The sequence below is a fragment of the Aliarcobacter vitoriensis genome (assembly GCF_003316695.1).
GTDB lineage: Bacteria > Campylobacterota > Campylobacteria > Campylobacterales > Arcobacteraceae > Aliarcobacter > Aliarcobacter vitoriensis.
On sequence record NZ_PDKB01000004.1, the window covers coordinates 98,237 to 121,451 of the forward strand.

The 23,215-nt window shown below is 27.2% G+C and carries 25 protein-coding genes; 17 read left to right on the forward strand and 8 right to left on the reverse strand.

The window, feature by feature from the left end; all coding sequences use genetic code 11:
• Nucleotides 1–57: 57 nt before the first annotated feature.
• The 4 genes from CRU91_RS03305 to CRU91_RS03320 are packed head-to-tail and all read left to right on the forward strand — an operon-like array spanning nt 58 to nt 4,449.
• Nucleotides 58–1,272: a TolC family protein gene (locus tag CRU91_RS03305; protein ID WP_113893357.1), complete on the forward strand. Its 1,215-nt coding sequence runs from the start codon at nt 58–60 to the stop codon at nt 1,270–1,272.
• 6 nt (nt 1,273–1,278) lie between these two features.
• Nucleotides 1,279–2,544 (forward strand): efflux RND transporter periplasmic adaptor subunit, encoded by a 1,266-nt coding sequence (locus CRU91_RS03310; protein ID WP_113893359.1) that lies wholly within the window; start codon nt 1,279–1,281, stop codon nt 2,542–2,544.
• Complete coding sequence (locus CRU91_RS03315; RefSeq protein ID WP_306458726.1) at nt 2,534–3,238, forward strand: ABC transporter ATP-binding protein; 705 nt, start codon at nt 2,534–2,536, stop codon at nt 3,236–3,238. The genes CRU91_RS03310 and CRU91_RS03315 overlap by 11 nt, the downstream gene beginning before the upstream one ends.
• Nucleotides 3,238–4,449, forward strand: coding sequence for an ABC transporter permease (locus tag CRU91_RS03320; RefSeq protein ID WP_113893361.1), 1,212 nt, complete (start codon nt 3,238–3,240; stop codon nt 4,447–4,449). Before CRU91_RS03315 ends, CRU91_RS03320 begins: the two co-directional genes overlap by 1 nt.
• 65 nt (nt 4,450–4,514) lie before the next feature.
• Here the strand turns inward: CRU91_RS03320 and CRU91_RS03325 are convergent, their stop codons facing one another.
• Entirely contained in the window at nt 4,515–4,892 is a 378-nt protein-coding gene (locus CRU91_RS03325; protein WP_113893363.1) for a DUF1360 domain-containing protein, read from the reverse strand.
• A gap of 146 nt (nt 4,893–5,038) precedes the next feature.
• Here CRU91_RS03325 and CRU91_RS03330 point away from each other — a divergent pair, with 146 nt between their 5' ends.
• Together CRU91_RS03330 and CRU91_RS03335 are read left to right on the forward strand one after the other, a co-directional pair.
• Nucleotides 5,039–5,494, forward strand: a complete 456-nt coding sequence (locus tag CRU91_RS03330; RefSeq protein ID WP_222718379.1) for a MarR family winged helix-turn-helix transcriptional regulator — start codon at nt 5,039–5,041, stop codon at nt 5,492–5,494.
• A 235-nt stretch (nt 5,495–5,729) separates the two neighbouring features.
• Nucleotides 5,730–6,518 (forward strand): hypothetical protein, encoded by a 789-nt coding sequence (locus tag CRU91_RS03335; RefSeq protein ID WP_113893367.1) that lies wholly within the window; start codon nt 5,730–5,732, stop codon nt 6,516–6,518.
• A 51-nt stretch (nt 6,519–6,569) separates the two neighbouring features.
• Here CRU91_RS03335 and CRU91_RS03340 read toward each other — a convergent pair whose 3' ends face one another.
• Both CRU91_RS03340 and CRU91_RS03345 read right to left on the reverse strand, forming a co-directional pair.
• Nucleotides 6,570–6,959, reverse strand: a complete 390-nt coding sequence (locus tag CRU91_RS03340) for a phenolic acid decarboxylase (protein WP_113893369.1) — start codon at nt 6,957–6,959, stop codon at nt 6,570–6,572.
• A 60-nt stretch (nt 6,960–7,019) separates the two neighbouring features.
• Entirely contained in the window at nt 7,020–7,571 is a 552-nt protein-coding gene (locus CRU91_RS03345; RefSeq protein WP_113893371.1) for a ribonuclease HII, read from the reverse strand.
• 119 nt (nt 7,572–7,690) lie between these two features.
• Here CRU91_RS03345 and CRU91_RS03350 point away from each other — a divergent pair, with 119 nt between their 5' ends.
• The 8 genes from CRU91_RS03350 (at nt 7,691) to CRU91_RS03385 (ending at nt 15,356) form a co-directional block, all read left to right on the forward strand.
• Nucleotides 7,691–10,270 (forward strand): ATP-dependent Clp protease ATP-binding subunit, encoded by a 2,580-nt coding sequence (locus CRU91_RS03350; protein WP_113893373.1) that lies wholly within the window; start codon nt 7,691–7,693, stop codon nt 10,268–10,270.
• A gap of 71 nt (nt 10,271–10,341) precedes the next feature.
• Nucleotides 10,342–10,476, forward strand: coding sequence for a 50S ribosomal protein L34 (rpmH, locus tag CRU91_RS03355; RefSeq protein ID WP_004509857.1), 135 nt, complete (start codon nt 10,342–10,344; stop codon nt 10,474–10,476).
• Nucleotides 10,464–10,799 (forward strand): ribonuclease P protein component, encoded by a 336-nt coding sequence (gene rnpA / locus CRU91_RS03360; protein ID WP_113893375.1) that lies wholly within the window; start codon nt 10,464–10,466, stop codon nt 10,797–10,799. Before rpmH ends, rnpA begins: the two co-directional genes overlap by 13 nt.
• Nucleotides 10,796–11,122: a membrane protein insertion efficiency factor YidD gene (yidD, locus tag CRU91_RS03365; protein WP_113893377.1), complete on the forward strand. Its 327-nt coding sequence runs from the start codon at nt 10,796–10,798 to the stop codon at nt 11,120–11,122. Before rnpA ends, yidD begins: the two co-directional genes overlap by 4 nt.
• A 1-nt stretch (nt 11,123) precedes the next feature.
• The gene (gene yidC, locus CRU91_RS03370) at nt 11,124–12,716 is read left to right on the forward strand and encodes a membrane protein insertase YidC (RefSeq protein WP_113893379.1); all 1,593 of its coding nucleotides are present in this window, start codon (nt 11,124–11,126) and stop codon (nt 12,714–12,716) included.
• A 13-nt stretch (nt 12,717–12,729) separates the two neighbouring features.
• A complete protein-coding gene (locus CRU91_RS03375) occupies nt 12,730–13,599 on the forward strand; it encodes a Jag N-terminal domain-containing protein (protein ID WP_113893381.1) in 870 nt (289 codons plus the stop codon).
• Entirely contained in the window at nt 13,592–14,944 is a 1,353-nt protein-coding gene (gene mnmE, locus CRU91_RS03380; protein ID WP_113893482.1) for a tRNA uridine-5-carboxymethylaminomethyl(34) synthesis GTPase MnmE, read from the forward strand. The genes CRU91_RS03375 and mnmE overlap by 8 nt, the downstream gene beginning before the upstream one ends.
• A 1-nt stretch (nt 14,945) precedes the next feature.
• Nucleotides 14,946–15,356, forward strand: coding sequence for a hypothetical protein (locus CRU91_RS03385; protein WP_113893383.1), 411 nt, complete (start codon nt 14,946–14,948; stop codon nt 15,354–15,356).
• Between the two features lies 1 nt (nt 15,357).
• Here the strand turns inward: CRU91_RS03385 and CRU91_RS03390 are convergent, their stop codons facing one another.
• Nucleotides 15,358–15,831, reverse strand: a complete 474-nt coding sequence (locus CRU91_RS03390) for a SixA phosphatase family protein (protein WP_113893385.1) — start codon at nt 15,829–15,831, stop codon at nt 15,358–15,360.
• Between the two features lie 115 nt (nt 15,832–15,946).
• Here CRU91_RS03390 and CRU91_RS03395 point away from each other — a divergent pair, with 115 nt between their 5' ends.
• Nucleotides 15,947–16,633 carry a TIGR02117 family protein gene (locus tag CRU91_RS03395; RefSeq protein WP_235826937.1) on the forward strand — a complete coding sequence of 229 codons (687 nt, stop codon included), beginning with the start codon at nt 15,947–15,949 and terminating at the stop codon, nt 16,631–16,633.
• 3 nt (nt 16,634–16,636) lie between these two features.
• Here CRU91_RS03395 and CRU91_RS03400 read toward each other — a convergent pair whose 3' ends face one another.
• Nucleotides 16,637–17,110: a helix-turn-helix domain-containing protein gene (locus CRU91_RS03400; protein ID WP_113893387.1), complete on the reverse strand. Its 474-nt coding sequence runs from the start codon at nt 17,108–17,110 to the stop codon at nt 16,637–16,639.
• Between the two features lie 123 nt (nt 17,111–17,233).
• On the opposite strand from CRU91_RS03400, the gene CRU91_RS03405 reads away from it, so the two are divergent.
• Nucleotides 17,234–19,522: a flagellar hook-basal body complex protein gene (locus CRU91_RS03405; RefSeq protein ID WP_113893389.1), complete on the forward strand. Its 2,289-nt coding sequence runs from the start codon at nt 17,234–17,236 to the stop codon at nt 19,520–19,522.
• A 132-nt stretch (nt 19,523–19,654) separates the two neighbouring features.
• Nucleotides 19,655–20,362 carry a flagellar hook-basal body complex protein gene (locus CRU91_RS12200; RefSeq protein ID WP_257118823.1) on the forward strand — a complete coding sequence of 236 codons (708 nt, stop codon included), beginning with the start codon at nt 19,655–19,657 and terminating at the stop codon, nt 20,360–20,362.
• Nucleotides 20,363–20,447: 85 nt separating this feature from the next.
• On the opposite strand, the gene CRU91_RS03415 is transcribed toward CRU91_RS12200, so the two are convergent.
• From CRU91_RS03415 to CRU91_RS03425, 3 genes are read right to left on the reverse strand one after another with little or no spacing between them, the layout of a single operon-like run.
• Entirely contained in the window at nt 20,448–21,515 is a 1,068-nt protein-coding gene (locus CRU91_RS03415; RefSeq protein ID WP_113893391.1) for an AAA family ATPase, read from the reverse strand.
• Nucleotides 21,512–22,435 (reverse strand): 4-hydroxythreonine-4-phosphate dehydrogenase, encoded by a 924-nt coding sequence (gene pdxA, locus CRU91_RS03420; protein ID WP_113893393.1) that lies wholly within the window; start codon nt 22,433–22,435, stop codon nt 21,512–21,514. Before pdxA ends, CRU91_RS03415 begins: the two co-directional genes overlap by 4 nt.
• Nucleotides 22,432–23,214: a pyridoxine 5'-phosphate synthase gene (locus CRU91_RS03425; RefSeq protein ID WP_113893395.1), complete on the reverse strand. Its 783-nt coding sequence runs from the start codon at nt 23,212–23,214 to the stop codon at nt 22,432–22,434. The genes pdxA and CRU91_RS03425 overlap by 4 nt, the downstream gene beginning before the upstream one ends.
• Nucleotide 23,215: the final 1 nt, after the last annotated feature.

The window sequence follows — 23,215 nt, forward strand, 5'->3', positions numbered from 1 at the left end:
TAAAATACCGTTAAAAATCAAAACTTATAATTCCACATCAAAATTTAAGGACAAAAATTGCATAAAATATTTTTATTTTCAATATTTTGTAGTATTGCTTTAGCAAATACAAATAATTTGGATATTTTACAAAAAGATAAAAAAGAGTTAAGAGAACTTGAAAAAGAGTCAATACAAACAGATTATGATATTTTGAAAAACGATTGGATAGGGACTATCGATATAAGTTCAAGTGTAAATAGAAATCATAATTTTGATAAAGATAGAACAGATGATAGTAGGTATGGTAAATCTGCAAGAATAGGTTTTTCTCAAGATATTTTTAGGTCTGGAGGAATTTTACTTTCAATTGATTATGCAAAAGATAAATTAAAGTATGATTTATTATCTTGGGAAAATCAGAATCAGCAAATTTTACAAACTATTTATACTACTTTGTTGGATATTAAAAAACTAAAGTTACAAATTGCACAAAGTAAATATAGATTGGAAAATAGGGATATTGAATTAATAATCAAAAAAATTCAATATGAAGCTGGAAAAACTGATATTATTGAATTGAATAATGCAGTTATGTTAAAAAACAACCAATACAAAGAAAATATCAGTTTAGAAAATTCTTTAAAAGAAAAAGAGTATGAATTATCTAAATATACTGAACTTAAATATGATGAGATAGAAATCTTGGATTTTAGCGAAGTTTCAAAAGATGATTTTATAAATAACAATTTGGATATTTTACAAGAAGATTCAAAAGTTGATATGTTAAATACAAACTATAAAAAGACAAAAACAAATTATTTGCCAAAAGTTTCACTTTCAACAAATGCTAATTACAATTCTAGTGATAGTGATTTTAGTAGAATGTCAAGAGATACGAGAAAAGATGATGCACAATCAACTACTAGCTTGACTCTTTCTATGCCACTTTTTGATTATAATCGTTCAAATAAAATACAATTAGCTAAAATTGATTATTTAAAACAGAAAATTCAAGTAAATGATTTAAAGAATGAAGTAGCATATGATTATGAACAGATTTTGAATCAAATTGATACTTACGAAAAACATATCAAAACAATTGAAGAAAATATCAGATTATATGATGATTTGATATCAGCAAATCAAATTTCAAATGATGCTGGAATGACTTCAGAATTTGATTTAGATATTCTAAAAAATACAAAACTGATAAACGAATATGATATGATAATAAACGATATAAATATCAAACTTCAATATGCAAAATTATATTTCAAAATAAAAGGTTAATTAACAATGAGCAATGAAAATTTAATAAATGAACTAAATAGTTATGAAACAAAAAGTTCAAAAAAATTATATATTTGGGTAAGTACAGTAATAGTTGTAGCTTTTATTTTTGCATATTTTTTTATATTTAATTCAGCAAATAAAACAACAAAAGTTGAGTATATAACAAAGGCTGTTGAAAAAGGTGATTTATCTGTAATTGTAAGTGCAACAGGAAATATAAATCCAACAAATAGTGTTGAAATAGGAATAGAAGTTTCAGGAACAATAAAAGAGATTTTTGTTGATTACAATGATGAAGTAAAAGTTGGACAAGTTTTAGCAAAGCTTGATACTGTAAAGTTACAATCACAAGTTGATAGCTCTTTGGCGGCTTTAGCAATAGCAAGAGCAAATTTGAAAGAGAGTGAAGTAAATGTGAAAAATAAAAAGGTTTTATATGATAGAACTTTAAAAATGTACAATGAATCAAATGGAAAATATCCATCAAAAAATGAACTTGATGATTCTAAATTTTCTTATGAAGCAGCTTTGGCTTCTCTTGAAGCAACAAAGGCAAAAGTTTTACAATCTGAATCAAATGTAAAAACAGATAAACAAAATCTTGAAAAAGCCTCTGTAAAATCTTCTATTGATGGGATAGTTTTAAATAGAGAAGTTGAAGTAGGGCAAACTTTAGCAGCAACTATGTCTGCTCCAAAACTTTTTACATTAGCCAAAGACTTGAAAAATATGGATTTAATAGTAAGTATTGATGAAGCTGATGTTGCTGATATTAAAAAAGATTTACCAGTTACATTTACTGTTGATGCATATCCAAATAGAACATTTTATGGAAAAATCAAGCAAGTAAGATTAAATCCTATTGATTCAAATGGAGTTGTAACTTATGAAACAGTTGTTGAGGTAAATAATGAAGATTTAGTATTGAAACCAGGTATGACAGCAACAGCAAAAATTGTTACAAAAGATAGTAAGGATAATATTTTAGTTCCAAATAGTGCATTGAGATTTAAGCCAAAAGTTCAAGAACAAGCAAGTAGTGGACCTGTAAAACTTGCTGGTCCAAATATGCCAAATAGACCAGGACCTGTTACAAAGGATTTAAGTAAACAAAATTTATCTCCTATTTTTATATTGGAAAATGGGCAAGCAAAAAGAGTTATGGTAAGAATTTTAGATACAGATGGAAAGTCATCAGCTATTGAATCAAAAGATTTGAATATTGGAGATTTAGTAATAATTTCACAAAAGAGTGATAATGCAAAATAAAAAGACAATAATTGAATTTAAAAATATTGTTAAAAGTTATGGAAGTGGACAAAATATAACACATGCTTTAAATGGAGTAGATTTAAAGATATATGAAGGTGAATTTGTTGCTATTATGGGAGCTAGTGGAAGTGGAAAATCTACATCTATGAATATGATTGGTTGTTTGGATAAACCAACAAGTGGAGAGTATTTGTTCAATGGAATAAATGTAGAAAAATTAAACAGAAATCAAATGGCTCTTTTAAGAAGAAATTATTTAGGATTTGTGTTTCAAGGGTTTAATCTCCTTGGAAGAACTTCAGCTTTAGAAAATGTAGAACTTCCTTTGATATATAGAAAAGTTCCAGCAAAACAAAGAGAAGTTTTAGCTACTGAAGCTTTAAATAAAGTAGGGCTTGGAAGTGTTATAAAAAATACTCCAGCAGAACTTAGTGGTGGACAACAGCAACGTGTCGCAATAGCAAGAGCAATAGTTACAAACCCTTTGGTTTTACTAGCAGATGAACCAACTGGAAATCTTGATAGTATAAAAAGTATAGAGATTATGAATTTATTAAAAAAGTTAAATGAAGAGTCGAAAATAACTGTTATTATGGTAACTCACGAAGAAGATATGGCAGCTTATGCAAATAGAATAATCTATTTTAGAGATGGTCATATAGAAGATAGTTTAAAAAAAGGATTTAAATAATGTTAGTAAATGCTTTTTTAATAGCTATAAAAGAGATAAAAAGAAATATTCTTAGATCAGTTCTTACTATTTTAGGAATTGTTATAGGTGTTGCTTCTGTTATAGCCATGGTTATGATAGGTGATGGAACAACTCAAAATGTACGAGATAGTATTACAAAACTTGGAAGCAATATGCTAACTTTACGAGTGGGGCAAGAAAGAAGAGGTATTCCAAGAGAAGATAATAGTTCAAAACCATTTACAAATGAAGATGTTGTAGCTATAAAAAGTGAGGTTGCAAATATAAAAGCAGCTACATCTGAAGGCTCTTCACGAATGAATATAGTTTTTGGAAATAAAAGCCATGCTGCAAGTGTCATAGGTACAGATAATGACTATTTTATTATTAAAGAGTGGGCTTTACAAGATGGACGAACTTTTGAAGATAGTGAAATCGCAAGTGGAAAATCATCTTGTATAATTGGGACAACAATAGTGAAGCAACTTTTTGGTGATGAAAATCCAATAGGTGCAAATATAAGATTAAAAAATATTACTTGTAATGTAATAGGAGTTTTAGAGTCAAAAGGAGCAGCAGCTTTTGGAAATGATCAAGATGAGATAGTTATTGTTCCTGTAAGTATGTTTCAGAGAAAAATTTTGGGTAAGAAAGATGTTTCATCTGTAATTATATCAATTACACAAGAGCAATATATTGAAGACGCAAAAACAGATATAACATCGCTAATGCAAGAGCGTAGAGCCATAAAAATAGGAGAGCCAGATAATTTTCATATTCGAGATATGAAAGATATTTTAGAAACAATGACATCAACTACAACTATGCTTACATATTTGTTGGGTTCTATTGCTGGTATTTCTTTACTTGTTGGTGGAATTGGTATTATGAATATTATGCTTGTTTCTGTAACTGAACGAACAAGAGAAATAGGTACTCGACTTGCTATTGGAGCTATGGAAAATGAAGTTTTAATGCAGTTTTTAGTTGAAGCGATAGTTTTATCAACTTGGGGTGGGATTATCGGTATTTTCTTGGGGCTTGGAATTGGATATGGAGTTGTAAATGTTATGCAATTACCATTTATCATAAATGAGCAAATAATATTGATTTCCTTCGTATTCTCTACATTAATAGGAGTTGTGTTTGGATATTTCCCTGCACGAAAGGCTGCAAGATTAAATCCTATCGAAGCTTTAAGATATGAGTAAAACATATTAATCTCTTTAAAATCATCCATTTCCAAAATATAACTTGTAAATGGATGATTTAATTATTAGTTAGTTTTCATTTTCTCTAACATGTCTATTTCTGCTTTATGTCGATTCATTGCAAGAATTTTAACTTTAAAAACAAACCCACTAAACAGTGTAGAAAGTCCTATTATAAAGAAGCTTGTTACTGCAAAATTTATAAAGAAATTTTCAGATGGGACTAATTGTATATGATATAAATATACAAGTATAAAAACAATCCAATGAGAAAGACAATAAAAACAAGAAAATAGGTATCCAAAGAATTTACTTTTTTTATTTAGAAATTCTCTTAACGGACGAGTTACTTCTGTTTGTGTAACGGTAATAGATATAATACTTGTAGCAATAGCTAATATACAGCTTAACCAAAGACTTTCTAATGTAGGTACGAATAGCATAATTATATTCCTTATATTAAAATTAACTATAAAATAATAGTTGATTGAATTATGCCAATATTTAACTAAATAGTTAATGAGTTAACTATTTAGTTAAATATATAATAGGAATTAAAGTTTAATTTTAAAAAATGTATACTCCAAATATGAAAAATAATTTAGAAATTCAAGATTGTATAATAGATAGTGTTTCGAATGTTTATTTAAGATTTAAAAAAAATATGACACAAAAGCTTAAGAAATATAATTTAACATTCGAACAAAGCCAAATATTAAAATTATTATTTGATAATCAAGCAATGAGCCAGAGCGAAATTTGTAAAAAAACTTCATCAGATGCTTCAAATATAACTATGATATTAAAAAGAATGAATGAAAATGGGTATATTGAAAAGTCTCAGCACCCAAAAGATAAAAGAACGACTATTATATCAGCTAGTCAAAAAGCATTTGATTTAAAAGATGAATTAGATAGAATTTCGGATCATAATTTATGTTGTTCCCTTGATAATATTTCAAAAGAAGAATACCAAATTGCATTAAAAGTTATTAGAGAAATGAATAGACAATTATTACAAGAAGAATTTAATAAACTAATATAATTATTTTAAATATATTTTTCCAAATTAATATTTCATATTTATATAAAACTCATCTTGATTATAAGAACTTTACTGGAGTTATAGAGAAAAAATAAAATTTATTTATTTGATTTAGAATATTAACATTAGGAATATATATATAAGAAATTAATAAATTTGCTAATCTTAAAGACTTACTTTTTATTAAACTCTAGCTTTAAAACAAAATGATTAGTAGCACTTATAGGTATAAAAAATGAAAAATCTAGTAGTATTAATTTTAATAAGTTTTTTATTTGTTGGTTGTGTAGTAAAAGAAGAAGGATATTTATCAACTACAAATATGCTTGATAATATAAGGATTTCTAGTAAAAGACAAGTTTTGTCTGTAAGTGCTCCAAATAATATGAGCATACCATTTACTGGGAAAGTTATCGATCATTTAGATAGAATTGTTTTGATTCGAGATATTCCAGATGAGATGAAAGAGATGGTGCATATCAAACATTCATCAGAAACATATCTTTTTGATTCTAATAAATATTTCAACAAAGAAAATCTTGAACTTTTTGAGAAAGAAGTTAATGAAAATAAAAATATTATAGAATATACTAAACGCTATGGAAAAAGATACAATAGAGCTTTTGTAGATTATATAGATGGAATGAAATGTAGGACATTAGAGTGGAATGAACTTTCTAATATATATAACATTTCTACTGGTAAAAAGAAAATAGTTACTCAACTGTTTGAAACTTATTGTAGCTTTTATAGTTTAGAACCAATCCAAAATACATACGAACAACTTTTACATTTATCCTATTCATACAGCTATAATCCTGAGAATAGTATATTTAAAAATAATAATGAAACAAAAGAACAAATTTTAAAAAATATGCAAAATCAATTTAACCAAGATATATATGAAATATTTAACTCTATAAAAATTGATGTTATGGATAGAGAAAGAATGAAAAAAGAAGGTTTACTATACGATAGAAAATATGAAATAAGAAACTACATAAAGGAAATATCTGAAAACTAGTTCTGTTTTGAATAATTCCAGAGTTAAAACTTCAGAATTATTCAAAATAATTTATTTTATAATAGTTACTGTTCCACTTAGAGGAATAATCTCTCTATCGATTTTCAAAAAAGCATTCACTTTATTTTCTTTAAGATTCAGAACGATACTTGCACCAAGCCCATCTGCTTCAACCCAAGATACAAAATATACATTTTCACCAAGCTTTTGCATTTTATATGCTTCATCAGATTCTCTACCAGTTTCCTCACCTTTGATAGCTTTCCAGTGAAGTACATCATCTGATTTATACTCTACACGATAACCAGCTGTTCCATAATCATATTCGAAAATTTTACCTGCTAAACTTATTTCATCTTTTGTTTCAATTTTAGTATCACAACCACTAAAAGCTAACATTACAATTAAAAGAATTGTGTAAATATTTATTTTTGATTTCAAATTTGCTCCTTAATAAAATAAAAATTTAATAACTATAACCGAACTTAATATAAAATATTATTAAGTTTCACCTAAAGCTTTTAATTTAAAAGTGTGTCTATGAATATCACTTCTTCCAAACTTTTCTATAGCTTCAATATGAGCTTTTGTTCCATAACCTTTGTGTTTGTGAAAATCATATTTTGGGTATTGTGATGAAATTTCATCCATAAATCTATCTCGACTTACTTTTGCTAAGATTGAAGCAGCACTTACTTGTGCATATTTTGCATCTGCTTTTATCTCTTTTTGTAAAGTTTGTATCCCAAAATTTGTATTTCCATCCATCAAAAATGCGCTTGTAAACTCTTTTAAATTTTCCATTATCTCTAAAATAGAGTTTTTTAGACAATAGCTTATACCTTTTTCATCTATTTCTTTAGCACTACTAAAAACTATATGATATTTTGATTTCTCAATTATTTCATCAAATAATTTTTCTCTTTTTTTTTCACTTAAAACTTTTGAGTCATTTAATCCCACAATATCTTCTAAAAGTATAACACCAGCAACTACCATTGGACCCGCAAGTGGTCCTCTTCCCGCTTCATCAATTCCACATAAATTTTTCATAAAAGCCTTTAAAAATTTTTTAAAAAGTATTATAATAAAAGATATATTTCTATTAAGACTTGACAAAGATAGACTAAAGTTATATAATTTTATTGGCAGTTAAATATAAGGAGTGCTAAATGAAAGAAAATATATTTGAAAAAATGACAAATCAACTAGCTGAAACAATAGACTCTAGTGTTGCTTTAGCTTTACATAATAAAAACCAAGAAGTACAAGTTGTGCATATACTTTGGGCTTTATTGACAAATACAAATTCTGTATTAAATCAACTACTAAATAAAATGAATGTAAATAAAGCAGCTATTGAACTTGAAGCAAAATCAAATGCAAGTAAACTTCCAAGTGTAAGTAGTGTTACAAAGGAGAATATAAAACTTTCAAGGGAGCTTTATGAAAGTTTTCAAAAAGCACAAGGTCAAATGGCAAGTAATGGAGATAAATTTATAGCTATTGATACTTGGCTTGTTTCAAACTTTGATAATCAAACAATAAAAGATGTTTTAGGAAAATATATAGATTTAAAAGAGGCAAAAAAAGAACTTGAAGCTATGCGTGCTGGGAAAACTATAGATAGTAATAGTGGTGATGATAACTTAGAGGCTTTAAGTAAATATGGAATAGATTTAAACAAAAAAGCAATCGATGGTGAACTTGACCCTGTTATTGGAAGAGATGAACAAATCACTAGAATGATGCAAATTTTGATAAGAAAAACAAAAAATAATCCAATACTTTTAGGAGAACCAGGTACTGGAAAAACTGCAATAGCTGAAGGCTTAGCTCAAAAAATAGTAAATAAAGATGTTCCTACAAGTTTATTAAATAAAAGAGTAATTACTCTTGATATGAGTGCTTTGATTGCTGGAGCAAAATATAGAGGTGAATTTGAAGATAGACTAAAATCAGTTATCGATGAAGTAAAAAAAGCTGGAAATATAATACTTTTTATAGATGAGATTCATACAATTATTGGAGCAGGTGCAAGTGAAGGCAGTATGGATGCAGCAAATATTTTAAAACCAAGTCTGGCTCGTGGTGAACTTCACACTATTGGTGCAACAACTTTAAAAGAGTATAGAAAATATTTTGAAAAAGATGCAGCAATGCAGCGAAGATTTCAACCAGTAAAAGTTGATGAGCCAACAGTAAATGAAGCTTTACAAATTTTAAGAGGTATAAAAGAAAGACTTGAAGCACACCATAATGTTACTATAAATGATAGTGCATTGGTTGCAGCTGCAAAACTATCAAATAGATATATAACTGATAGATTTTTACCTGATAAAGCAATAGATTTAATAGATGAAGCAGCAGCAGAACTTAAAATGCAAATAGAGAGTGAACCAACAGCACTTTCAGTAATTAAAAGAGAGATTCAAACTTTAAATGTAGAAAAAGAAGCTCTTAAAATGGAAAAAAATAAAAAAAATGAAGAGAGACTTGTTGAAATAGAAAAAGAGTTAGCAAATAAAAATGAAGAGAAACAAAATCTTGAGGCTAGATTTGAAAATGAAAAACAAACATTTAATGCTACAAGTGAGCTAAAAGCAAAAATTGAAGAGTTAAAAACAAAAGCAAATATTGCAAAACGTGAATCAAAATTTGAAGAAGCAGCAAAAATAGAGTACGGAGAAATCCCAGCACTTGAAACAAAAATAAAAGAAAACTCTGAAAAATGGGATAGAATGCAAAAAGAGGGAACTCTGTTGCGAAATAGTGTTGATGAAGAGTCAATAGCAAGTATAGTTTCAAGATGGACAGGAATCCCAGTAAATAAAATGATGGATAGTGAAAAACAAAAAGTTTTAAAAGTTGAAGAAGTTTTAAAACAAGATGTTATTGGACAAGATGAAGCTATAAAAGCAATTAGCAGGGCAATTAAAAGAAATAAAGCAGGGCTTAGTGAAACTTCAAGACCAATAGGAAGTTTTTTATTTTTAGGACCAACTGGAGTTGGGAAAACTGAAAGTGCAAAAACTTTAGCTAAGTTTTTATTTGATGACCCAAAATCTCTTATAAGATTTGATATGAGTGAATATATGGAAAAACACGCTGTTTCAAGACTTGTTGGAGCAGCTCCAGGTTATGTTGGATATGAAGAAGGTGGACAATTAACTGAAGCAGTACGAAGAAAACCTTATAGTGTTATTTTATTTGATGAGGTAGAAAAAGCACATCCAGATGTATTTAATATTTTACTTCAAGTTTTAGATGATGGAAGATTAACTGACAATAAAGGTGTTACAGTTGATTTTAAAAATACAATTATTATTTTAACTTCAAATATAGGAAGTGCAAGAATAATTGAAATTAACGATAAAGAACAAAGAAAAAAAGCGGTTTTAGATGAATTGAAATCTCATTTTAGACCTGAATTTTTAAATAGGCTTGATGATATTGTGATATTTGAACAATTAAATTTAAGTGCTATTACAAATATTGTAGATATATTATTTAACAATATAAAAGAGAAAGTAAAAGAGAAAGATATAACTATATCTTTAACATCAAAAGCAAAAGAGTATATTGCTAAAATAGGCTTTGACCCAGTTTATGGAGCAAGACCATTAAAACGAGCAATTTATGAAATAGTTGAAGATAAACTTGCTGATTTAATCTTAGAAGATAAGATTTTTGAAGGAAGTAAAGTAGAATTTGATATAAAAGATGATGAAGTTGTTGTAAAAATATCTTAAAGCTAAAGATAATTTAAGTAAATTTTACCTATAATCCACAACTTATTTCGCAATTTTGAGGAAAAACTAAGATGAAAAGAACATATCAACCCCATAATACTCCTAGAAAAAGAACTCACGGGTTCAGAGTAAGAATGGCTACAAAAAATGGTAGAAGAGTAATTAATGCTAGAAGAGCTAAAGGTAGAAAAAGATTAGCTGTTTAAGCAAAGAGTATAGATTAAATACTCAAAGAGATTTTTCAAAACTATACAAAAGCGGCAAAAGTTGGCATACGCCAAGCTTTGTCGCTTTTTTTAATTTACAAACTACAACAAAAATAGCTTTTGTTGCTTCTAAAAAAGTAGGAAATGCCGTTGCACGGAATCTTGCAAGAAGAAGAATGAGAGCTGTACTTTTAACTTATGACAATAAAATAAAAAATGGTAATTATATCTTTGTTGCAAAATCATCAATCAAAGATAGAAATTTTATAGAACTAAAAAAAGATTTTGATTTTGCTATAAAAAGATTAGAACTCCTTAAATGAGAGCCTTTTTTAAATATTTAATAAGGTTTTATCAAAAATATTTATCAGTAATTTCTTTTGGCTCGTGTAGATATTATCCAACTTGTTCACAATATGCACTATGGCAACTAGATAATAATGGGTTTTTTAAGGCATTTTATTTTACAATAATACGCATTTTAAAGTGCAATCAACTTTTTGATGGTGGATTTGATTATCCAGTTATAAATAAGTTGAGATTTAATCAAAATATCAATTATAAAAAAATAAGAATAATATATTGGTATGTTCCATTAAAAAATGGAAAGTATTTAGTAGTAAAAAACAGGGAGTGGAAGAAATAGAATGAGTAATTTGAATCAAAGTAATGGTATGCAAAAGCGACTTATACTAATGACAGTATTGGTTTTTGTATTTTTTATAGCGTATGAGTTTTTGGTTTTAAAGCCACAAAAAGAAGAGAGAATGGCTCAAGCTAAAATCGAGCAAGAGCAACAACAAAATCAAGCACCAGAAGTAGTTAGTACAAATACTACTACTCAAGTAAATAGTGCAGATGCACCAATAGTTGATGATAAAGCTAGTCAAAATATCATTACTACAATAAAAACAGCAAAAAATATTATTGAAATAGATAATTTAGGAAGAGTTGCACAAGTAACTTTAATGGAACATCAATATAAAGATGAGAATTCAAATCAGATTAAATTATTTAAATCTAATCAATTAAAACCATTGGAAGTTAGATTTAGCAATAGAAATATTAATAATGAAGCTTTTAAAGTTGATATGGTAGCAACTTCATCAAATGTTGATGCAACAACACAACAACAAGAATTAATTTTAACACAAAATCTAAGTGGTACAGTTTTAACTAAAAAATTCATTTTCTATCCAGATGGACATTATGATTTAGAAGTTACTTCTACAAATAATGAACAATTTTTTATCACAAATGGATTTAGACCAGATGTAATTGCAGATATGTATGCAGTTCATGGCTTTATGGCAAAATTAAATGATGATAGTCTAGAAGTTATAGAAGATAGTGATTTAAAAAATAATAAAGATTTAATAGGACTTAAATTTATATCAAATTTTGATAGATATTATGCAACTGTTGTTTATAATTTTCAAAAATCTTTAGCTATTACTCTTATGCCTGATGAGAACAATAATCCACAAGCATTTATTCACGGAAATAGTGCGATTAGTTTTAGTGGATTTATGGGACCAAAAAATTATAAAGATTTAGAAGCTTTAAACAAAGAGTTAATAGATGTAATTGATTATGGTTGGTTTACATTTATTGCAAAACCTATGTTTACTCTTCTTCAATTTATTCAAAGTTATGTAGGAAACTGGGGTTGGACTATTGTTATTTTGACTATTTTGATAAAACTTGTTTTATATCCTTTATCATATAAAGGTATGGTGTCTATGCAAAAACTTAAAGAATTAGCACCAAAAATGAAAGAGATTCAAGCTAAATATAAAGATGACAAACAAAAACAGTCTATGCATATGATGGAACTTTATAAAAAGCATGGTGCAAATCCTATGGGTGGATGCTTACCATTGCTTTTACAAATTCCAGTATTCTTTGCAATATATAGGGTTTTAATTAATGCTATTGAGTTAAAAGGTGCAGAGTGGATTTTATGGATACAAGATTTAGCAGAGATGGATCCATATTTTGTATTACCAATTTTAATGGGTATTACAATGTATATTCAACAAAAAATTACACCAACAGCAGTACAAGATGAATTACAAAAGAAAATATTCCAAATGCTACCAATCATATTCACATTCTTCTTTATATGGTTCCCAGCAGGATTAACTTTATATTGGTTTGTAAATAACTTATTTACTATTGCTCAACAATATACTATGAATAGAATATTTGAGAAAAAAAGAGTCGCAAAAGCTAATTAAGTAGGAAAAATTGATGAAGAAATTTGAAGCTGAAAGTTTAGAAAAGGTTTATGAACTAGCGACTTTGGAGTTTAATTGCTCGATTACAGAACTTGTAATCGAAGTAATTCAACAACCAAGTAGTGGATTTTTAGGGTTTGGAAAGAAAAAAGCAATTATTTGTGCTTATTGTAAAACTCAAAAAGAACAAGATAGTTTAGTTACAAAATCTTATAAAAATAAAAATGTAAAAATAGAAGATGTAAGTTCAAGAATAGAGAGTTCAAATCAACATATATATGAAGAACCAATAGTTGAAAAAGATTTGGAAAGTGTTACAAAAGTTCCAAAAGTTGAATCAAAAGAGAAGATTTTTGATAATTTTTATGGAGATAATTCAGAAAATGAGATTTCAAAAATTATTATAAAAAAGTCTAAAGAAGATATTTTAAAAGAGGTAAAAGATGGTTTAAATCTTTTATTTGATACAACTTGTTTTAAATTAGATGATATAAGAGTCTCTTTTTATGATAATGAAACTTTGTATATAGAGTTTTTAGGTGAAGATTCAGCTTTACTTATAGGAAAAGAAGGTTATAGATATAAAGCTCTATCATATATTTTATTTAATTGGATAAATGATAAATATGGTCTTATGTTAAGACTTGAAGTTGCAGAATTTTTGAAAAATCAAGAAGAAGCTATATGTGCATATCTTGATCCTGTAATTGAATTGATAAAAGAGAAAGGTAGTTTTAAAACAAAACCTTTAGATGGTATTTTAGTTCATATTGCACTAAAAAGATTAAGAGAAGAATTCCCTAATAAATATGTTGCTGTTAAAACAAATATCAAAGGTGAAAAATATGTACTTGTAAATGAGTACAAGCAAAAAGATGAGTGAATATACTTTAGATGATACTATTGTAGCTATTGCTACTGCTTCTGGAATTGGCTCTATCTCAATAGTGCGAGTTTCAGGAGAAAAAGCTCTCGAAATAGCTTTAAAAATCTCAAAAAAAGATAGTTTGAAACCTCGTTTTGCAACACTTTCATATCTACATAATACTAATGATGAATTAATTGATGAAGCTTTGATTATCTATTTTAAAGCTCCTTTTTCTTTTACTGGAGAAGATATTGTTGAGTTTCAGTGTCATGGTGGGATTGCTATTGCAAATTTAGTAGTTGATACTGTTTTAGATTTTGGTGCTAGAATGGCAAATGCTGGGGAATTTTCAAAAAGAGCTTTTTTAAATAATAAAATTGATTTGAGTAAAGCTGAAGCAATATCAAAAATAATAGAGGCAAAAAGTAGTGATGCTGTCAAGCTATTGGCTAGACAATTAAAAGGTGAGTTAAAAGATTTTGTCGAAGATATAAGAGAAGATTTACTTTTTATGTTAGCTTATACTGAAGTTAGTATTGATTATGCTGAAGAAGATTTACCAACAGATATATTTGAAAAAATAAATCAGAAGATTGAAAATATCACAATAAAATTATCAAATACTTTAGATGCTAGTCGAAGAAGAGAAGGTATGCTAAGTGGCTTTAAAGTTGCAATTATTGGAAAACCAAATGTTGGAAAATCAAGCCTTTTAAATAAACTTTTAAACTACGATAGAGCAATTATTAGTGATATTGCAGGAACTACAAGAGATACTATTGAAGAGAGTGTTAAAATAGGAACTCATATTATAAAAATAGTTGATACAGCTGGTATTAGAGAAAATACAAGTGATGTAATAGAGCAAATTGGTATCGAAAAATCTATTCAAGCTATAAATGAAGCTGATATTGTGGTTGCTTTATTTGATAATAGTAAAATTTGTGATGATGAAGATGAAAAAATTTTAAATCTTTTAAATGATAATAGTGATAAAAATATTATAAAAGTTTTAAATAAATCTGATTTAGAAAACTCTTTTGATAAAAGTAGAATTATTGATTTTATAGAGATTTCAACAAAAGACAATATAAATTTACTTATTAAAAAAGTTGAAAAAATATTAGATGAAAATACACAAGAAGATGAATTAACTTTAGTTTCAAAAAGACAAATAAAAAGTGTTGAAAACTGTTTAGAAAATATAAACTTATCTAAAAATCCATTGCATAGTGGAGAATTGGAGTTTTTTGCACATTTTATAACAGAAGCATTGTATGAAATATCAAACATTACAAGACCTTATGAAAATGATGAGATGCTAGATGTAATGTTTGGTGAATTTTGTTTAGGAAAATGATATGAAAAAATTTGTAATTTTTATTTTACTTTTGACTTCAACAACTTTATTTGCAGATAAATGGGATAAATTTTTAAACGATAGTGGTTTCCCAAAAAAAGTTGTTGATGATGGAAGCTTAGTAACTGGTAAGATTTTTGATGCAGTTGTAAGTTATCAAATCAAAAATAATGATGGTATAAAAGGCAATTTTGAAAATAGTGATAGTGCAAAAATAACTATTAAAAATAAAAAAGGTGAAGTTTTGACAACGAACGAGTTTTTAAATGTTAAAGAACTTAGAAACTGGGGTAAAGATAACTTTGTAGAAATCTTCTCTTTTGTAATTGGTGATAGACAACTTGATACAAAAACTTTGATGGAACTTACAAATTTGGCAACAATAGCATTGATGGATAAGAATATAAAGTAAGCTATTTTTTATAGCTTACTAAATTTGCATTTGTTTTATCTATATCTATCCAACTATTGCAATCAAAATCTATTTGCATAATAGCACCTTCTTCAAACTTCTCTTTAAATCCAACTAAAGTTAAAGCTAAAGCTGTTAAAGATGGATTATGACCAACTAAGAGCATAGTATCAACAGTGTCATAAGTGTAAGTTATAGTTTCGATTAGTTCATTTACAAATGCCATATATAAAACTTCATTTAGCATAATTGTTTTATCATAAGACAACTCTTGTGCAAAAATTTCAGCAGTTTGTCTAGTACGTATAGCTGGACTTGCTACAATCAAGTCAATATTTGGATTTGACAAAGCTAACTCTTTTGCCATATCTTGAGCTTTTTGTTTTCCTTCTTGAGTTAGCTCTATATCATAATCATATTCGTTTAGATTTTCACGATTCTTTGTAGTATGTCTTACGATAAAAAGTCTTTTCATTTTCCCCTCAAATTAATAAAAATTACTGATTTAGCTTGTATTTCGTCATTTTAACCATACTTTTATAAATAAAATATAAAAATTAAGTAAACAATTATTAGAAAGTGAGATTATCTTGAAAAATCTTTTAAAAACTATATTCTTTAGTTTGATATTTATATTTTTATTTGTGATTTTATATATTTCAAGTGAGTTTATGTTGTCAAGAGTTAGTCAAAATTATGAATTAAAGGGTAGTGATTATAAAATTTTTATAAAATCAAATGGTGTTCATACAGATATTGTACTTCCTTTAAAAAATTATGTTTTTATTTGGAATGAATATTTTCCTTTTGAAGATACAAAAAGTCAAAGTGATGATTTTGAATATATTTCTATTGGATGGGGAGATAAAGGGTTTTATTTGGATACTCCAACTTGGGCTGAACTAAAAGTTTCAACAGCACTTATAGCTGGAACAGGACTTGGAAATGCAGCTTTTCATATCACATATTATAAAGATATTTTTGAAGATGATTTAACTTACTCTATAAATATTTCAAAAGAGCAATATTTGTCAATAGTTCAAAGTGTGAAAGAATCTTTAAAATATGAAAATGATAAACCAATAAATATAAAAACAACTGCACAATATGGAGAAAATGACTCTTTTTATGAAGCTAGTGGAAGTTATAGTATATTTCACACTTGTAACACTTGGACAAATAATGTTTTAAAAAAAGCAAAACTGCCTGCTTCAAAATGGGTAGCTTTTGATGATGGTATTTTGTATCAATATAAGAAATTTAAAAATAGTAAGTAGTTTTTATTTAAAATCTATGTTATCCAATGTTTTAAATTCTTCTAATCTATCAATTAGCTTATTTATAAAACTAGTTGGAGCATATTTTAAAAGTTCTTTTAACTTATAAAAATCTACATTAGAATCTTCTTTTAAATTATTATTTATTTTATTATCAATTAAATTCTTAAAATATTCAAAATCAACTTTATCGACTTTTTGAATATTTTTTACAAAATAATTGATATATCTTTTTTTTGAATAATTTGAGGTATCAAAAAGTTCTTGTTCTGTTATATTTAAAACATCTGCAATATATGGTATTAATTCTATTGGAATAGTTATCCTTCCTGATAAATAACTATAAATAGTATTTTCAGATGGTATATTACCAGTTGTTTTTAATTTTGGCTCTAAATCTCTTAATTTATTTGAAAAATTTCTTTTACTTATCTTTTGTTCTTTTAAAATATAGTTTAGTTTCTCATAAACTTCCATTTTACACCCTATTTTTATAAGTATATTAATAAAATAAATTTGCTTATTAATAAAACTATATTTGCTTTATAGCCCAATAAATTTTGCAATTATTATAGATATCTAAAAAATAAAGGATAAATTATGATAGGTGCATTATGGACTGGAATATCAGGATTAGCTTCACATCAAACAGCTTTAGACAATGAATCAAATAATATAGCTAATGTTAATACAGTTGGATATAAATCAGGAAGAGTTTCTTTTGCAGACCAAGTTTACCAAAATAGTATTGGTAAAGGTTCTTTTGTACAAGATGCAGAAAAACTTTTTGAACAAGGCTCTATGAAAATTACTGGAGCTAGTTATGATATTATGCTTCAAGGTGATGGATTTTTTAAAGTTACAAATAAAAACACTCTAGGAACAGCTGAAACTTTCTATACAAGAGCTGGAAATTTTAGAATGGGAGAAAGTGGTACTTTACAAACAGCTGGAGGAGATGAAGTTCAAGGTTGGTCTATGAGTAGAATTGATCCAAAAAATGATGTAAAAAGTACAAATCAAAATGCCACAAGATTTACAGATGATTATATAAAAAATGTTGGAAATGTCATAGTAAGACACAAAGATTATATAGAAACAATAGCTGGAAAAACTACAGATTTTAATGAAACTGCTAAATCAGATGCTGTTGCAGTATTTAGTGGAGCAGGGCAAAAAACACAATCTTCAAAGTTAAAAGATATTTATTTAGCACAAGAAAACTATGATAAATGGCTTCAAAAATATCAAGAAGATCCAGAAGCATTATCAAAAGGATCATCTTCACAAATATCACAAGTAAACTTTAGGACAGGACTTCCTCCAACATCTCTTATAGGAAAACAAGGTGATTCTATAGAGGTTACTATAGATGGAAATGTATATAATCAAAAATTTGAAGTAACAAAAACAACAGAAATATATAGACAAGAAATTTGGGACTCTTTAGGTACTGATGAGAGAACTCTTCATAATTTAGTAGATCCTGCTACTATAGATTCATTACCTAGTTTGGATCAAGAAACTGCAATATCTTATTATGATAAAGTTGCAGGTAAAATAGAGACATATAAAGCTTTAGCAGATAAAATATCAAATTCTGGAAATGGTGGACTTGTAGCATATATGGCTAAAAATACTACAGATCCTACATCAGATATTTTGGATATAAATGCACAATATGATGAATCAACAAAAATATCAGATATGCTTCAAGGTGTTATTCAAATAGAATCATTAATCCCTGGAAAAGAGTTTAAAATAACTTCTGTTAGTGAGATATTAGGTGGTACAGAAACAACAGTAAGAGGAACATTCCAATCAACAGCATTAGCAGTTGAAGGTTCAGGAAAAGCTGCTCTTGAAAATGCAAGAGATGCTCTTTCACAATTGGTTAGTGGAAATCAACAAAGTGTATATACAACACAGGATTTATATGGAAGTGCTGGACTTCCAGGTAATGCTTTTACTTTTACTATTGATATATATGATAAAGATTTAGAACAAGTTATTCCAGTACCAAATGATGGAAATACACCACCAAATGCAATGCCTATAACAATTCCAGCAGGTTCTACAATAGAACAAATAGCTCAAGCTATAAATAATAGTACAACTACAACAGGTGTTCAATTGGGTGATTATATAACAGCAAAAGTTTTAAATGATAAATATTTGGTTATTGAAACAAATGATAAAAACTATGATATAGAGTTTGATCCAAAGATAATTGTAACACCAACAGTAAGTTTAAATACCTTAGTAGATAATACAAGTTATCAATATACTATTGATGCTGGTAGTGGAAAAACTGTAACAATACCTTTTAATGTAGGAAATACTGTTAGTGGAAGTATGGCTAATATTTATCAAGATTTTCAAACTGCAATAGATAATTTTAATACTGATCCAAATAATTTAGGATTTGAATTAGAACTAGGTGCAATGGATACTAATGGTAACTTTACAATAACTTCTTTAAAAGAGAGAAAACTAGAAAGTAATTTGGCTATTACAACACCTTCAGATATTTTAAGTACATTGAATACAAATAATTTTCCATTAACTGCAACTGATTTAGATGAAGGAAATTTCCAAATAACTACTGCAGCAAATTGGAATACAACATATACATTTGCTTTTGCAGGAAGAAGTATTAGTTATACAACACCACCATATACAGGAACAGTTGTTCCAACACCAGCATATTCAGGAGGAATTACTGATATAAGAGATAATCTTATATCAAGAATAAGTGCTGATACTGTTTTATCAAATTTGATTACGGTAACTGCTGGTGGAGCAGATACTATTAGCATTAACCAAGTAAGAATACAAGCTCCATTTGATCCTGTAAACGCTACAAAGCTTTTAAATGGAAATGTATAAGGTAGTGGAACATTTACATCTACTGGAACTACTGCTATTGGAATTCCACAAGGAATAAGTTTTGAAATAGATTTAGGAGCAAATAAATCTAAAACAGAAGTTTCTTTAATTCTTGATGGTACACCATTAACTATAACTACTAGTGAAAATGCAACTGCTAGTGAAATTGCTAGTAAATTACAAGCTGAATTAGATAAAAATAGTACATTATCAAATAGATATAGTATAACTGTAGATTCAGGAAATGTTAGAATAAATGAAAAAGCTGGAGAAACTGGTTATGTAGGATTTTCTAATACACCAGCAATTACATATGCAGCTTTACCTGTACCTGAATGGCCTTTGGATAAGAAATTTATAGAGGTAAACCCTGATTACTCTGGAAGAAAAGGAGCAGGTGCAGAGTTTATGGAAATAACTACTAGAGTAGATCAATCTTCAACTCATGATAGTTTACAGTTAAGACTTGATAAATTAGACATCTCAGATAGTAAATTTGGATCATTTAGAGTAGATGAAACGGGACTTATAACTATAAAAGATGGTGGAGTTGAGTATGCAGTTGGTCAATTGGCAATTGCAAGATTTACAAACAATCGTGGACTTGAAGCAGTTGGAGAGAATAATTTTAAACAAACTCAAGAGTCTGGAAATGCAATATTTAGTACAAACAACAATAATACTTCAGGTGTAAAAGGACAAGCTTTAGAGTTAAGTAAAGCAGAGTTAAGTGAAAGCTTAGTAAATCTGATGGTTTTCCAAAGAGCTTTTGAAGCAAATGCAAAGTCTATTACAACCTCAGATGAGTTATTAAGTACTCTTATCAACTTAAAAAGATAATTTTTAGCATAAAAAAAGCAACCCTTGACCAAAGAGTTGCTTTAAGCTGAAATAGTATCAAAATATTTTAAAATCTATCTTAATTTCACCCTAAAGCCCACTCATAAAATGGAATAATATCTATTTTTATATCACTATTTTTGATATTTTCTTGGTTTGAAATGGTTACTATTTCTATTTTTTTAACTTGTAGTTCTAACGCACTTTTGATAATTTTTTTGAGTAAATTTGCATTTAGATTTGAGTTGAAAAATGGTATAGCTATAACAAAAAGATTTTGTGATTTTATATAAAAATCTACATTATCCAAATAGTAAATATCTTGCTCTTTTAAGAGTTCTAAAAATACCATATTTGTAAACTCATTTTTAAATCTTTTTGTAAAGCTTATTGCACTGAAAAAAGCATGATTATAGGAGTATATTTTTTTTAGTGATTTATCCTGGTTGTACTTTGGTATAAAAAATATTGTTTTTTTATCTTCAAACTCTTTACATACTTCATAAAATCTATCTTTTGAAACTCTTATTTTTGTTTTTAAAGAGTTGAAAAGTTGAAATATTGATTTTTTCTCATCTATATTCTCTATTAGAATTTTAAATATTTCATAATCTACACTATCTTTTATTCCTAATTTTATTATCTCTTGAAGTCGTTGATTTCTTTTTTGTTCATCTATATTTATCAGTTCTGCAAAATTTCCATATTTTAAAAAGCTATTAAAACTTTGTGTTATATTTTGGTGTTTATTGTCAAAAAGTAAATACTCTTCAAAATCCAAAGCAAATAAATTTATATTTGAAAAACCTTCTATTTGAATATTTTTTGATGATGATATGATAATATTTTCGCAATTTGGTAAGCTAAAAATATCATCGATATTTTCTAAAACTAAAACTTTGATACTATTTTTAGCTATAAATTCTTGTAGAAATTGTAGTTCATTTTTTATATGGCTATTTTTTAAATCATTAAAGTCAATATAAAGATATTCATCTGTTTTGAAGTTTGATAAAAAATCATAAATTAGATAGCTTTTCCCTGTTTTCCAAGCTCCACAAATTATAGTTTTATTTTTTGTTATCTTCTCTTTTCTTTCTAAAAAGTTTATTTTTGAGAAGTTTATTTCATAATTTTCTTCTAAAAGTTTCATCTTTTGCTTAAATTTATAGCCTCTTTTACTGCGTTTATGTAGCTTTGAGTATTTATTTTCTCATTTTTATAAGCTATATTAAATGCTGTTCCATGATCAACACTTGTTCTTATAATTGGTAAATTCAAACTTACATTGATACTTTCATCAAAGTATAAAGCTTTTAGTGGAGCTAATCCTTGGTCGTGGTACATCGCAACAAAATATTTAAAGTTTTTTCTTGACATTGGAGAAAAAGCTATATCAGGTACTAAAGGACCTTTAAATATATTTTTATCAAAATATTTATTTGCTTTTTTTATAGCTTTAAAAATTTCTACTTCTTCATCCCCTAAAACACCATTATCTCCAGCATGAGGGTTCAATCCTAAAACAGCTATATTGTCACCTTTTACATTTTTGTAAAAATCTACTAAAAATTTTGTTAAATCTTCAGTTTCTATCTTTTTTGATACTTTTTTTAAAGGGATATGTTCTGTAAAAAGTGCAACAAACATTTTTTCACATCCTAACATCATAATTGCATGTTTTCCAAAATAATCTCTTAAAACTTCTGTATGACCTTTGTATCTTATATCTGCTTTGTTCCAAGACTCTTTATTTATTGGAAGAGTACAAATAGCATCTACCTCTTTTTTACTTGCTAATTTTATAGCATCCATAAATGAATTATAAGAGTATTTACCAGATTTTTTTGAAACAGTTCCAGCTTTTATATCGAATTCACCTTTTGTTTCAAAAAGTTCAAAGTTTTCTGGAATTTCAATATTTAATAGTTTTGAAGCTTGAAGAAGCATATTTTTATTTATACAATATATTGGTTTACAAATATGAGATATTTCACTGTGTGATTTTAGAACTATTTCTATACCAATACCATTTAAATCTCCTATGCTTATAGCAATTTTTGGTAAGTTCACTTTGAAATAATCTCTTTCATATCTTTTATAGCACTTGCTAAACCTGTAAAAACTGATTTTGCTATGATACTTTGTCCTATATTTAACTCTATAATTTCTGGAATTTGACAAATTAAACTAACATTTTGATAGTTTAATCCATGTCCAGCTGCAACTTTTAATCCTAGATTTGAAGCAAAATTTGAAGCACTTCTCAAATCTTCTAAACTTTTATCAAGTCTGTTTTTTAACTCTTCTTTACTTAATTCTAACTCTTTTATACTATGATGAGTTGATTTTATATTTGTATAAAGCATAGCATAAATATTTGCAAAACTTCCAGTATGAAGTTCTACAAAATCAGATTCTAGCATATTTGATAACTCAATTGATTTTATAGTTGGGTCTATAAATAAAGAGACTTCAATTTCGTGTTGTTTTAACTTTTCTATTGTTTTATTTATTTTGTCAAAATTTTTTTCTAAATCAAGTCCACCTTCAGTTGTAACTTCATCTCTATTTTCAGGAACTAAAGTTGCTCTATAAGGTTTAAGTTTACAAACTATATCTATTATGTCTTCATTTATAGAGCATTCTAAATTAACTGGAAGGCTTGATTGTTCAATTATAGCTTTTGCATCATTATCATGAATATGTCTTCTATCTTCTCTTAAATGTATAGTTATTTGGTCAGCACCATTTAACTTGCAAATACTCAAAGCATCAATTGGATTTGGGTCATTTATTTTTCTAGCTTCTCTTAAAACTGCAATATGATCTATGTTTACACCTAAAAGCATA

What these genes read in the sequence shown, in the direction of transcription:
- CRU91_RS03325 (WP_113893363.1), bottom strand. Translation starts at nt 4,892, where the DNA reads ATGCTATTCGTACCTACATTAGAAAGTCTTTGGTTAAGCTGTATATTA.
- CRU91_RS03310 (WP_113893359.1), top strand. Translation starts at nt 1,279, where the DNA reads ATGAGCAATGAAAATTTAATAAATGAACTAAATAGTTATGAAACAAAA.
- rpmH (WP_004509857.1), top strand. Translation starts at nt 10,342, where the DNA reads ATGAAAAGAACATATCAACCCCATAATACTCCTAGAAAAAGAACTCAC.
- mnmE (WP_113893482.1), top strand. Translation starts at nt 13,592, where the DNA reads ATGAGTGAATATACTTTAGATGATACTATTGTAGCTATTGCTACTGCT.
- CRU91_RS03335 (WP_113893367.1), top strand. Translation starts at nt 5,730, where the DNA reads ATGAAAAATCTAGTAGTATTAATTTTAATAAGTTTTTTATTTGTTGGT.
- CRU91_RS03345 (WP_113893371.1), bottom strand. Translation starts at nt 7,571, where the DNA reads ATGAAAAATTTATGTGGAATTGATGAAGCGGGAAGAGGACCACTTGCG.
- CRU91_RS03320 (WP_113893361.1), top strand. Translation starts at nt 3,238, where the DNA reads ATGTTAGTAAATGCTTTTTTAATAGCTATAAAAGAGATAAAAAGAAAT.
- CRU91_RS03390 (WP_113893385.1), bottom strand. Translation starts at nt 15,831, where the DNA reads ATGAAAAGACTTTTTATCGTAAGACATACTACAAAGAATCGTGAAAAT.
- CRU91_RS03330 (WP_222718379.1), top strand. Translation starts at nt 5,039, where the DNA reads ATGAAAAATAATTTAGAAATTCAAGATTGTATAATAGATAGTGTTTCG.
- yidC (WP_113893379.1), top strand. Translation starts at nt 11,124, where the DNA reads ATGAGTAATTTGAATCAAAGTAATGGTATGCAAAAGCGACTTATACTA.
- CRU91_RS03385 (WP_113893383.1), top strand. Translation starts at nt 14,946, where the DNA reads ATGAAAAAATTTGTAATTTTTATTTTACTTTTGACTTCAACAACTTTA.
- CRU91_RS03375 (WP_113893381.1), top strand. Translation starts at nt 12,730, where the DNA reads ATGAAGAAATTTGAAGCTGAAAGTTTAGAAAAGGTTTATGAACTAGCG.
- CRU91_RS03415 (WP_113893391.1), bottom strand. Translation starts at nt 21,515, where the DNA reads ATGAAACTTTTAGAAGAAAATTATGAAATAAACTTCTCAAAAATAAAC.
- yidD (WP_113893377.1), top strand. Translation starts at nt 10,796, where the DNA reads ATGAGAGCCTTTTTTAAATATTTAATAAGGTTTTATCAAAAATATTTA.
- CRU91_RS03425 (WP_113893395.1), bottom strand. Translation starts at nt 23,214, where the DNA reads ATGCTTTTAGGTGTAAACATAGATCATATTGCAGTTTTAAGAGAAGCT.
- CRU91_RS03400 (WP_113893387.1), bottom strand. Translation starts at nt 17,110, where the DNA reads ATGGAAGTTTATGAGAAACTAAACTATATTTTAAAAGAACAAAAGATA.
- CRU91_RS03405 (WP_113893389.1), top strand. Translation starts at nt 17,234, where the DNA reads ATGATAGGTGCATTATGGACTGGAATATCAGGATTAGCTTCACATCAA.
- CRU91_RS03350 (WP_113893373.1), top strand. Translation starts at nt 7,691, where the DNA reads ATGAAAGAAAATATATTTGAAAAAATGACAAATCAACTAGCTGAAACA.
- CRU91_RS03315 (WP_306458726.1), top strand. Translation starts at nt 2,534, where the DNA reads ATGCAAAATAAAAAGACAATAATTGAATTTAAAAATATTGTTAAAAGT.